This window comes from Kitasatospora sp. NPDC032121, from assembly GCF_055580145.1.
The window spans coordinates 262,473-273,601 of record NZ_JBVILX010000002.1; the positions used below are offsets into that span (position 1 = coordinate 262,473).

Below are 11,129 nucleotides of genomic sequence, written 5' to 3' on the forward strand. Positions count from 1 at the left end.
TCCTTGAGCCTACGCGCTGGAGCGGACCCGGCCGTCTGGGGTCGGGCCGGGCGGGGGAGACGTCCACAGGCTGTGCACAGCGGGTGTGCACAGCCTGTGGACGGTCGGACGTGGCGGGATCAGCCGGAGAGGCGGACCGGCATGATCAGGTACTGGTAGGCCTTGTCCTCCTCGGCGTCCACCGAGACCTTGCCGCTGAGCAGCGCGGGCTTGGTCGGGGTGGTGAAGCTGAGCTGGGCGAAGGGGGAGTCGATGGCCTTGAGGCCCTCCTCCAGGTAGCCCGGGTTGAAGGCGATCGAGATGGCGTCGCCCTCCAGGGAGGCCTCGATCCGCTCGGTGGCCTGGGCGTCGTCGCCCGAGCCGGCCTCCAGCGTCAGCACGCCCTCCTCGAAGTTCAGGCGGACCGGGGTGTTGCGCTCGGCGACCAGCGAGACGCGCTTGAGCGCCTCCAGGAAGGGCTGGGTCTGGATCGCGGCGACCGCGTTGAACTCGGTCGGGAACAGGCTGCGGAACTTGGGGAACTCGCCCTCCAGCAGCCGGGTGGTGGTCCGGCGGCCGGCACCCTCGAAGCCGATCAGGCCCTCGCCCGCGCCGCCCGACGAGAGCGCGATGGAGACGTTGTCGCCGCTGCCCAGGGACTTGGCGATGTCCTGGAGCGTCTTGGCCGGGACCAGCGCGACGGCGGAGATGTCCGACTGCTCGGGCTTCCACAGCAGCTCGCGGACGGCGAAGCGGTAGCGGTCGGTGGCGGCCAGGGTGATCCGGTCGCCCTCGATCTCGACCCGGACACCTGTGAGCACCGGGAGGGTGTCGTCCCGGCCGGCGGCGACCGCGGCCTGGCTGACGGCGGAGGCGAAGACGTCGCCGGAGACGGTGCCGGTGGCGGTCGGCATCTGGGGGAGCGCGGGGTACTCGTCCACCGGGAGGGTGGGGAGGGTGAAGCGGGAGCTGCCGCAGACCACGCTGACCCGCTGGCCGTCGGTGGAGATCTCCACCGGGCGGTTGGGGAGGTTGCGGGAGATGTCGTTCAGCAGCCGGCCGGAGACCAGGACGGTGCCGGCCTCCTCGACGTCCGCCTCCAGCTCGACCCGGGCCGACACCTCGTAGTCGAAGCCGGACAGCGCCAGACTGCCCTCCTGCGCGGTCAGCAGCAGGCCGGCCAGCACAGGCACCGGCGGCCGTGCCGGGAGGCTGCGGGCAGCCCAGGCCACCGCCTCCGCGAGGACGTCACGCTCCACCCGGAACTTCACCGGTAACCGCCTCCTGGATCGAGCGCTCCCGCTCGCACTCTGGTTCGTCTGATCTTGATCGTCGGTTCGGCTGTCCGCCGAGCTCGGTCGCTCCGCTTCCAGTCGCAAGGACAGTCTGACGTACTCCGCCGACAGACGGGGCAGACGGGCGGAAGCTTCCCGAACGGTTGTCGGAGGCCGGTTGTCCACAGATTCGGGGCCCACCCACTTTGAAAGCAAGTCCGGGGTCTAAATGTGTAGTGGTAGTAGTAGGGCCTGTGGAAACCGTGGATAACCCCGTTTCCGCAGGTCAGGGCCCGAATTTTGTCCACAGTGACTGTGGACGGCGGCTGTGGACGGGCAGGCCGCGCTGTGGACAGCCGAGCGTTACCCACAGGCCACGCTCGGTATCCACAGGTTATCCCCAGGGCTGTCCCCAGATCCGGGCCCGGTTATCCACGGGCGCCGGTCAACTTTTCGTGACGCCTTTCACACCAGGGTATGAACGCCAGTCCACGGTTGTCGAACTGTGGACGCCGCTGTGGACAACCTGGGGATAACCGGCCCGCCCCTGGGGACAACCGGTGGATAACCCGGACGGCCCACTGGCGGTCGGTCAACTGTCCACACCCTGTGGATAACCGTTGTGCACAAGTCCACAGGCACCTGACCTGCGCGGAAGAGCGTAGCGGTGACGGGCCTGTGGACGAATTCTGGATAACTCCGCACCCTCCACCCTGTGGACGGTGGAGAAGGGGCCGGTCCTGTGGACAACGGCCTTGCGCGCCCTCGGTTTTCGAATCACCGGTCAGTTGTTCGGCGCGGGCTGTGGACTGGCGGATCGTCCGTCGACCGCATCCCTGCCCCGTCGGGGCGCGGCGCACACCTGTGGACACGCGAAAGGGGCGTCAGGATTCGCTCCTGACGCCCCGGGGCCCGTCTCGTGGCGGCGCTGCGCCGCGCCGGCTAGCTCTTGATGCGGTTGGTGAGTTCGGTGACCTGGTTGTAGATCGAGCGCCGCTCGGCCATCAGCGAGCGGATCTTGCGGTCCGCGTGCATCACCGTGGTGTGGTCGCGGCCGCCGAACTGCGCGCCGATCTTCGGCAGCGAGAGGTCGGTGAGCTCGCGGCAGAGGTACATCGCGATCTGCCGGGCCGTCACCAGCACCCGGCTGCGCGAGGATCCGCAGAGGTCGTCCACGCTCAGGCCGAAGTACGCGGCCGTCTGCTGCATGATGACCTGTGCGGTGATCTCCGGTCCCGCGTCCTCGTCCCCGCCCGGGATCAGGTCCTTGAGGACGATCCCGGCCAGCTCCAGGTCCACCGGGGCCCGGTTGAGGTTGGCGAAGGCCGTCACCCGGATCAGCGCGCCCTCGAGCTCCCGGATGTTCCGGGTGATCCGGGACGCGATGAACTCCAACACGTCGGCGGGAGCGTTGAGTTGTTCCTGGATCGCCTTCTTGCGCAGGATCGCGATCCGGGTCTCCAGCTCCGGCGGGGTGACGTCGGTGATCAGACCCCACTCGAAGCGGTTGCGCAGCCGGTCCTCCAGCGTGGTCAGCAGCTTGGGCGGCCGGTCCGAGGAGAGGACGATCTGCTTGTTCGCGTTGTGCAGGGTGTTGAAGGTGTGGAAGAACTCCTCCTGCGTGGACTCCTTGCTCGCGAGGAACTGGACGTCGTCCACGAGCAGGATGTCCATGTCCCGGTAGCGGCGGCGGAAGGTGTCCGCCTTGCCGTCCCGGATCGAGTTGATGAACTCGTTGGTGAACTCCTCCGAGGACACGTAGCGCACCCGGGTGCCCGGGAAGAGGCTGCGCGAGTAGTGCCCGATGGCGTGCAGCAGGTGGGTCTTGCCCAGCCCGGACTCGCCGTAGATGAAGAGCGGGTTGTACGCCTTGGCCGGGGCCTCGGCGACGGCCACCGCCGCCGCGTGCGCGAAGCGGTTGCTGGCGCCGATGACGAAGGTGTCGAACAGGTACTTGGGGTTCAGCCGGGCGGCCGGCTCGTCCTTGCGGGAGCCGCCGGCCGGGGGAGCGCCGGGCGGGGCGGGCACGCCGGGGACGCCGGGCCGCTCGGCGGAGCGTTCCGGGGCGGACTTCTCCGCCGGGCGTCCGCCGGCGGGGCGGGAGCCGCTGGCCCGGCGTCCTGCGCCGGTGCGCGGCTGCTCGTTCGGGCCGGGGCCGTAGGCGCCGCCGAAGAGGTCGCCCTGGGTGGTGGCGGGGGGGCCGGGGACGGGCCGCGGCGGCCGGGGCGCGTGCTCCTCCGGGTCGCGGTAGGCCGGCGGCTGCTCCTGGTAGCCCTGCCAGCCCGGTCCGCCGCCGGGGCCGCCGTACGGGGCCTGGCGCTGCTCGTAGCCGCCGGTGTCGTAGCGGGGGCGCTCGTAGTCCTGCTCGTACGGCTGCGCCTTCTCGTAGGGCTGGCCGTGCTCGTACGGCTGCTGGTAGCCCTGGCCGCCGTAGTCGGAGTCGTCCTCCTCGGCCGGGCCGGGGTAGGGCTCGGCGGGGGCCTGGGGTGCGGGCGCGGGGGTGGTGGGCACCGCGTTGGCGTCGACCATCACGGCGATCCGGACCGGGCGGCTGAGCTCGCGGCTGAGGGCCTCGGTCAGCTGCGGCAGCAGCCGGCCCTCCAGCACCTGCTTGGCCCGCTCGTTCGGGGTCGCCAGCAGGGCGGTGTCGTGCATCATCCACATCGGTTGGGTGCGCTGCACCCACTGCTTGTCCATCTCCGCGACATCGGGGTCGCTGACCAGCCGCTCGACGACCCTGGCCCAGACCGGGACGAGGTCGCTGTTGACATCAGCCACTGGTGCACGCTTTCCAAGAACAAACCAGACAAGTTCTGCAACGGTAGTCAGCGAACAGGGTGGGATCAAGTCGTTGTCCACAGGCTGTGGGTAAGACGGGTCGGGAGCGGCTGGTTTGACCCTCGCGCCCCGTCCCGCGTACCGTAACCAGGTCGAGTTGTCGATGGCCGCTGCCGCATGTCCGCGGGTCCACCCGCTCCATAAGGCGCGCAGCACGGGCGCCGTGGATTGCCTCAGACCCCAGCCGAACTGGGGCGATGGGCCGGATTTCCGAAATCAGGGGAGATCACGCGGACGCACGGTGACGGCCAAGCGACTCCCCGTCATCCTACGATTCACCTCAGGAGCCCCCGAGTGAGCAAGCGCACCTTCCAGCCGAACAACCGTCGTCGCGCGAAGACCCACGGCTTCCGGCTGCGTATGCGTACCCGCGCCGGCCGCGCCATCCTGGCCGCCCGCCGTGGCAAGGGCCGCGCCAGCCTGTCCGCCTGATCCGCGCCAGAGTCTGTTGTGCTGCCCTCCGAGAATCGGCTGCGGCGGCGCCAGGACTTCGCGACCGCGGTGAAACGCGGTCGTCGGGCCGGCCGGCCCCTTCTGGTCGTCCATCTCAGCAGAGAGGGTGACCCGCAGGGGCAGACCGACCGGACCAGCGACTCCCGCCCGCACGTCGCCGAGGGGACTCCTTCGGCGCGTGCGGGTTTCGTCGTGAGCAAGGCCGTCGGCCCGGCGGTTGTCCGCAACCTGGTCAAGCGCCGGTTGCGCCACCTCGTTCGTGATCGTCTCTTCAGGCTGCCCGCCGGTAGCCTGATAGTGGTGCGTGCGCTGCCCCAGGCCGCGACCGCCTCGTACCAGGACCTCGAACGTGACCTGGACGCGGCACTGAAGCGGTTGCTGAGGACGGAGCCCGCCGCCACGGCGCCGACGGGAGCAGGTCGATGAAGTACCTGCTGATGGGTCTGATCAGGGTCTATCAGTGGACCATCAGCCCACTGCTCGGTCCGGTCTGCCGCTATTACCCCTCCTGCTCGCACTACGGCTACGAGGCCGTGAAGGTGCACGGGGCGGTCAAGGGCGGCGGACTGACCGCGTGGCGAATCCTGCGCTGCAATCCGTGGACGCCCGGCGGGGTCGATCACGTCCCGCCGCGCAAGCATCCGGTGTGGCACCGGCGGTTGCGAGACTGGTTGAACAGCCGGTCCGCCACCGGAGACCCGGTGACCGCCACCCCCGCCGGTCCGGACCCCGAGGGCCCGGCGACCATTGGCCCCGTGCGGCCAATCCACCTGTCCAAGGAGCCTGACCGGTGACCTTCTCCTTCCTGAATCCCCTGTACACAGCGGTGTCCTGGATCATCGTCCAGTTCCACTCGCTGTACAGCCACATCTTCAATCCGGACGGTGGCTGGGCCTGGGGCCTCGCCATCGCCTCGATGGTGGTCGTCATCCGGATCTGCCTGATCCCGCTCTTCGTGAAGCAGATCAAGGCGACCCGGGCCATGCAGGCGATCCAGCCGAAGATGAAGGCCATCCAGGAGCGCTACAAGAACGACCGGCAGCGCCAGTCCGAAGAGATGATGAAGCTGTACAAGGAGGCGGGTACCAACCCGTTCTCCAGCTGCCTCCCCATCATCGTCCAGGCGCCGTTCTTCACCGCCCTCTACGGTGTGCTCGCCAAGGTCGCCAAGGGCCAGGACATCGGCGTCATCCACGGTGACCTGCTGGTGAGCGCCGGCAAGGCGCACATCTTCGGCGCCCCGCTCTCCGCGACCTTCGTCAGCAGCCCCGAGACCAGCGTCAAGATCGTCACCGCCGTGATGATCATCCTGATGTCGCTGTCGCAGTTCATCACCCAGCGCCAGCTGATGACGAAGAACGTCGACCTCACGGTGAAGACGCCGTTCATGCAGCAGCAGAAGATGCTGATGTACGTCTTCCCGATCATGTTCGCCGTGATGGGCATCAACTTCCCCGTCGGTGTCCTGGTCTACTGGCTGACCACCAACGTCTGGTCGATGGGCCAGCAGCTGGTCGTCATCCACAACAACCCGACCCCGGGCAGCAAGGCCTTCCAGGAGCGCCAGGAGCGCCTGAAGAAGGCCGGCCGACTGCGTCCGGACGGTACGGAGATCAAGGGCGCGCTCTGGGGCATGCTGCCCCCGTCCAAGGCGGCCGTCAGCGAGGCGGCCAGCGCCGCCGCGGTGGTCGAGGAGGCGGCGCAGGTGCGCCGCCAGCAGCCCCGTCGGCAGAGCAAGTCCCAGCGCCAGCAGGGCGGTGCCGGACAGCCGACCGTCGAGCTGGACAAGGACACCCCGGCCGAGGAGCCGGCCGACTCCGCCCCCGCCGAGTCCGAGGGCAAGCCGGCGGCCGCCAAGCAGGCCGCGGCCAAGCCCGCCGGTACCAAGCAGGGCACTCGGCAGCAGCCGAAGCGCGGCGGCGGCCAGCGGCCGAAGAAGAAGTCCTGACCGGTCCCGAGCCCGTTGTGACAGCCGCGAAGAGCTTCGTCCCCGGCCCGACAGACGGGCCCATCTCCGAAGGAGTCCATCAGTGACGGAAGGCACCACCTCCGCCGTCGAGGCCGAGGCCGCCGCCAGCGCCGACGAGAGCCTCATCTCCCGCCTGGAGCAGGAGGGCGACATCGCGGCGGACTACCTGGAGGGTCTGCTCGACATCGCCGACCTCGACGGTGACATCGACATGGACGTCGAGGGCGACCGCGCCCTGGTCTCCATCGTCAGTGACGGCAACGACCGTGCGCTGCAGCGCCTGGTCGGCCAGGACGGCGAGGTGCTGGAGGCTCTCCAGGAGCTGACCCGGTTGGCTGTCCACCGGGAGACCGGCGAGCGCAGCCGCCTCATGCTGGACATTGCCGGCTTCCGGGCCCGCAAGCGGGAGGAGCTGGCGGCGCTCGGCGCCAAGGCCGCCGAGCAGGCCAAGAGCACCGGCGAGCAGGTCAAGCTGCGGCCGATGACGCCCTTCGAGCGCAAGGTCGTCCACGACGCGGTCGCCGCGGCGGGGCTGCGCAGCGAGTCCGAGGGCGAAGAGCCCCAGCGGTGCGTGGTCGTGCTGCCGGTCTGAGGCCGACAGGTCGACGACCGGCCGCCACGGCGGCCGGAGAGCTTCACCGGACGCGACCCCGTCCGCCTCGTGCGGGCGGGGTCGTCGTCCCTTCTGGGATGTTTCACGTGAAACAGTGCGTTGAGCGGGTCGGTGGATCCGGGGATCGGAGAGGTCGAGATGGACACGGAGAACGCGGCCGCCGGCCGGCCGGGGGCGGACGTGGACCCGGCCGCTGAGGGGCGGGCCACCGAGGCGGAGCAGTTGGCCGAGGCGCCGGCCGTCGCCCGGGAGGTCTTCGGGGAGCGCTACGACGCCGCAGTCCGCTACACCGAGCTGCTGGCCACGGCGGGTGTGCAGCGCGGGCTGATCGGGCCCCGTGAGGTGCCCCGGCTCTGGGACCGCCACGTGCTGAACTGCGCGGTGCTGGCCGAGCTGCTGCCCTCCGGCATCACGCTGTGCGACGTCGGCTCCGGGGCCGGTCTGCCGGGCATCCCGGTGGCGCTGGCCCGTCCGGACGTCTCGGTGACGCTGCTGGAGCCGCTGCTGCGCCGGACCACCTTCCTGGAGGAGGTCGTCCGGGAGCTGGGGCTGGACAACGTCACGGTGCTGCGCGGCCGCGCCGAGGAGATGGTCGGCAAGCTCGCGGTGGACGTGGTGACCGCCCGGGCGGTGGCGCCGCTGGACCGGCTGGCCGGCTGGGGCATGCCGCTGCTGCGTCCGCACGGGCAGATGCTGGCGCTCAAGGGGGACAGCGCGGAGCAGGAGCTGGCCGACTCGCGGGCCGGGCTGGCCAAGCTGGGCGCGGTGGAGTCGAGCGTCATCGCGGTCGGCGAGGGCACCCTGGAGACCTCCACCCGGGTGATCCAGGTGAAGGCGGGGGAGAGCCCCGGCGGGGTGAAGGCGGCCACCCGGCGCGCCAAGGCGGCCCGGGCGGGCCGCAACGCGAGCGTCCGCAACGGTGAGCGCGGCCGGGCCGGGCGGCGCCGCGGCCGCTGATCCGGGACTCCGGACACGTGACGACGACGGGCGGACGGGCCTCCTGAAGGGGAGGGGCGTCCGCCCGTCGTCGTTCAGGTGACGGCCCGGCCGACGCCGGAACACCGGAGTGTCGCAACGTCAGAATTCCGGCATAGCGGGCATGGTGTTTCACGTGAAACGTCGCTCCTTGCTCTCGGGCATCCTCCGCCGTGACCGGGCGGCGACTGTTGCCGCTCCGGTTTCACGTGAAACACTGACCCCCATGCAGGACTCGGAGACCGTCGACCAGATCGATGACACGCCCATCGCACGGGCTGCCCAGGCTGCGGTTCAGGCGATCGGCCGAGCGGGTGCGGGACTGCCCCGGCCCGCCGCCACCCGGGTGATCGTGGTCGCCAACCAGAAGGGTGGGGTGGGCAAGACCACCACCACCGTGAACATGGCCGCCTCGCTCGCCATGCACGGCCTACGCGTCCTGGTCGTCGACCTCGACCCGCAGGGCAACGCCTCCACGGCGCTCGGCATCGACCACCACGCCGAGGTGCCGTCCGTCTACGACGTCCTGGTGGAGGGCAAGCCGCTGGCCGACGTGGTGCAGCCGGTGCGCGACGTCGAGGGGCTGTTCTGCGTCCCCGCCACCATCGACCTGGCCGGCGCCGAGATCGAGCTGGTCTCCCTGGTGGCCCGGGAGAGCCGGCTCCAGCGTGCCATCGCCGCCTACGAGCAGCCGCTCGACTACATCCTGATCGACTGTCCGCCCTCGCTGGGCCTGCTGACGGTCAACGCCCTGGTCGCCGGCCAGGAGGTGATGATCCCGATCCAGTGCGAGTACTACGCGTTGGAGGGCCTCGGCCAGCTGCTGCGCAACGTCGAGCTGGTGCGCGCGCACCTCAACCCCGCACTGCACGTGTCGACCATCCTGCTCACCATGTACGACGCCCGGACCAGGCTGGCCGCCCAGGTCGCCGAGGAGGTCCGGACCCACTTCCCGCAAGAGGTGCTGAGCACGGCGATCCCGCGCTCGGTGCGCATCTCGGAGGCGCCCAGCTACGGGCAGACGGTGCTCACCTACGATCCGGGCTCGACCGGGGCGCTCTCCTACCTGGAGGCCGCCCGCGAGCTCGCGCTGCGTGCGGTGGGCCGGGGCGGCTCGCTGGTGGGTCAGCAGCGGGACGGCCAGACGGGGCACGGAGCCTCGGTGGCACAGCACGGCACGACGGAGGGTCATCAGTGAGTGCTCGCAAGGTTGGTCTGGGTCGAGGGCTGGAGGCGTTGATCCGCCCCGCCGCGCCGGTGGACGGCGGGGCGGCAGCCGCACCCGCACCGGCCCCGGTGCGGCCGCTGCCGGGCGGCCGCGGCACGGTGGCGGCCCGGGTGGCCGCGGAGAAGCAGGCCGAGCAGGTGCAGCCGGCCGGTGCCTACTTCGCCGAGCTGCCGCTGGACGCGATCACCCCCAACCCCCGCCAGCCGCGTGAGGTCTTCGACGAGGACAAGCTGGCCGAGCTGGTCACCTCCATCAAGGAGGTCGGGCTGCTCCAGCCGATCGTGGTGCGCCAGGTCGGTGCCGACGGCTTCGAGCTGATCATGGGCGAGCGCCGCTGGCGTGCCTCCCGGGAGGCCGGGCTGGAGCGGATCCCGGCGATCGTCCGGGCCACCGAGGACGACAAGCTGCTGCTGGACGCCCTCCTGGAGAACCTGCACCGGGCCGAGCTGAACCCGCTGGAGGAGGCGGCCGCCTACGACCAGCTGCTGCGGGACTTCTCCTGCACCCACGAGGAGCTGGCCGACCGGATCGGCCGCTCGCGCGAGCACGTCACCAACACCCTGCGGCTGATGAAGCTCACGCCGTCCGTCCAGCGCCGGCTGGTGGCCGGAACGCTGATGGCCGGGCACGCCCGGGCGCTGCTCGGTGTGCCGGACTCCGACGAGCAGGAGCGGCTGGCCAAGCGGATCATCGCGGAGGGTCTCACGGTGCGCAACATCGAGGAGATCGTCAAGGTGATGAAGCTGGAGCAGAAGCCGAAGCGCCAGGCGCCGAAGGCGGGCAAGCTGAACTCCCCGGCGTTCAACGACCTGGCGAGCCGACTGTCGGACCGCTTCGACACCCGGGTCAAGGTCGAGGTGTCGCAGCGCGGCGGCAAGCTGGGCAAGGGCAAGGTGGTGCTGGAGTTCGGCTCGGTGGAGGACCTGAACCGGATCCTGGACAGCATGGCCCCCGGTGAGGACGGTCTGCGGCTGTCGCAGGGCTGAGCCGGACCGGCCGGCCGAGGGGAACGACCCGATGGGTGCGTGTTCCACGTGAGCGCTGTTTCACGTGAAACATGCACCCATCGGCGTTCGTGGGGGAATGCTCGACCGTGAGAGGGAGGAGGAGGTGGGGCCATGGGACGGCGGATCGCTCCGCTGACGCTGGACAACCTCGGGGACCTGCCGACCGGCTGCCGCTCCTGCGTGTTCTGGGAGCTGGACCCGGTCAGCGCGAGGGAGGCGGTGGAGGCGGGCAAGCCGGAGCTGGAGAAGGAGGGGTGGATCTCCACGGTGCTGCTGGAGTGGGGCTCCTGCGGCCGGATCGTCTACGTGGACGACCAGCCGGCCGGGTTCGTGCTGTACGCGCCACCCGCCTACGTCCCCCGCTCGCAGTCCTTCCCGACCAGTCCGGTCTCGCCGGACGCCGTTCAGCTGATGGTCAGCCGGGTGCTGCCGGGCTACCAGCGCCAGGGGCTCGGCCGGGTGCTGGTGCAGACCGTGGCCAAGGACCTGATCGGGCGCGGGGTGCGGGCGATCGAGGCCTTCGGCTCGTCCGGGCGGGTGCCGACCAGCTGCGTGCTGCCGGCCGACCACCTGCTCGCGGTCGGCTTCAAGACCGTCCGCCCGCACCCGCGCTACCCGCGGCTGCGGCTGGAGGCGAGGACGACGCTCTCCTGGCGGGGGGACGTGGAGGGGGCGCTGGAGCGGCTGCTCGGCGGCGGGCGCAAGGAGCCGGCACTGCGGCCGTTCTGAAACCCGTCCGGCGGGTCCCGGTAGAACGACGGCGGCGGGGCTCCCCACCGAGGGGAGCCCCGCC

General features: G+C 70.6%; 11 protein-coding genes. 9 read left to right on the forward strand and 2 right to left on the reverse strand.

From position 1 onward, the window contains the following. Positions 1–119: 119 nt before the first annotated feature. Both dnaN and dnaA read right to left on the reverse strand, forming a co-directional pair. Complete coding sequence (dnaN, locus tag ACZ5OX_RS07045; RefSeq protein WP_392868688.1) at positions 120–1,250, reverse strand: DNA polymerase III subunit beta; 1,131 nt, start codon at positions 1,248–1,250, stop codon at positions 120–122. Positions 1,251–2,195: 945 nt separating this feature from the next. Next, positions 2,196–4,031 carry a chromosomal replication initiator protein DnaA gene (gene dnaA, locus ACZ5OX_RS07050; RefSeq protein WP_465629072.1) on the reverse strand — a complete coding sequence of 612 codons (1,836 nt, stop codon included), beginning with the start codon at positions 4,029–4,031 and terminating at the stop codon, positions 2,196–2,198. A gap of 354 nt (positions 4,032–4,385) precedes the next feature. Here dnaA and rpmH point away from each other — a divergent pair, with 354 nt between their 5' ends. The 9 genes from rpmH to ACZ5OX_RS07095 all read left to right on the forward strand — a co-directional run bounded on the left by rpmH (position 4,386) and on the right by ACZ5OX_RS07095 (position 11,065). Then, positions 4,386–4,523 carry a 50S ribosomal protein L34 gene (gene rpmH / locus ACZ5OX_RS07055; protein WP_030059672.1) on the forward strand — a complete coding sequence of 46 codons (138 nt, stop codon included), beginning with the start codon at positions 4,386–4,388 and terminating at the stop codon, positions 4,521–4,523. A gap of 18 nt (positions 4,524–4,541) precedes the next feature. Further along, positions 4,542–4,970: a ribonuclease P protein component gene (gene rnpA / locus ACZ5OX_RS07060; protein WP_392868684.1), complete on the forward strand. Its 429-nt coding sequence runs from the start codon at positions 4,542–4,544 to the stop codon at positions 4,968–4,970. Beyond that, a complete protein-coding gene (gene yidD, locus ACZ5OX_RS07065) occupies positions 4,967–5,338 on the forward strand; it encodes a membrane protein insertion efficiency factor YidD (RefSeq protein WP_402409082.1) in 372 nt (123 codons plus the stop codon). Before rnpA ends, yidD begins: the two co-directional genes overlap by 4 nt. Continuing rightward, on the forward strand, positions 5,335–6,492 hold the full coding sequence (yidC, locus tag ACZ5OX_RS07070; protein ID WP_465629073.1) for a membrane protein insertase YidC: 1,158 nt from the start codon (positions 5,335–5,337) through the stop codon (positions 6,490–6,492). Before yidD ends, yidC begins: the two co-directional genes overlap by 4 nt. 82 nt (positions 6,493–6,574) lie before the next feature. Continuing rightward, the gene (locus ACZ5OX_RS07075; RefSeq protein WP_392868679.1) at positions 6,575–7,105 is read left to right on the forward strand and encodes a Jag family protein; all 531 of its coding nucleotides are present in this window, start codon (positions 6,575–6,577) and stop codon (positions 7,103–7,105) included. Between the two features lie 159 nt (positions 7,106–7,264). Beyond that, the gene (gene rsmG / locus ACZ5OX_RS07080; RefSeq protein ID WP_465629074.1) at positions 7,265–8,083 is read left to right on the forward strand and encodes a 16S rRNA (guanine(527)-N(7))-methyltransferase RsmG; all 819 of its coding nucleotides are present in this window, start codon (positions 7,265–7,267) and stop codon (positions 8,081–8,083) included. 271 nt (positions 8,084–8,354) lie between these two features. Continuing rightward, positions 8,355–9,299, forward strand: coding sequence for a ParA family protein (locus ACZ5OX_RS07085; protein WP_465629605.1), 945 nt, complete (start codon positions 8,355–8,357; stop codon positions 9,297–9,299). Continuing rightward, a complete protein-coding gene (locus tag ACZ5OX_RS07090) occupies positions 9,296–10,315 on the forward strand; it encodes a ParB/RepB/Spo0J family partition protein (RefSeq protein WP_449787887.1) in 1,020 nt (339 codons plus the stop codon). The genes ACZ5OX_RS07085 and ACZ5OX_RS07090 overlap by 4 nt, the downstream gene beginning before the upstream one ends. Before the next feature lie 132 nt (positions 10,316–10,447). Then, positions 10,448–11,065: a GNAT family N-acetyltransferase gene (locus ACZ5OX_RS07095; RefSeq protein ID WP_449787886.1), complete on the forward strand. Its 618-nt coding sequence runs from the start codon at positions 10,448–10,450 to the stop codon at positions 11,063–11,065. Positions 11,066–11,129 lie beyond the last annotated feature (64 nt).

Coding starts and splice junctions, on each gene's coding strand:
- yidD (WP_402409082.1), top strand. CDS start 4,967: ATGAAGTACCTGCTGATGGGTCTGATCAGGGTCTATCAGTGGACCATC.
- rsmG (WP_465629074.1), top strand. CDS start 7,265: ATGGACACGGAGAACGCGGCCGCCGGCCGGCCGGGGGCGGACGTGGAC.
- ACZ5OX_RS07095 (WP_449787886.1), top strand. CDS start 10,448: ATGGGACGGCGGATCGCTCCGCTGACGCTGGACAACCTCGGGGACCTG.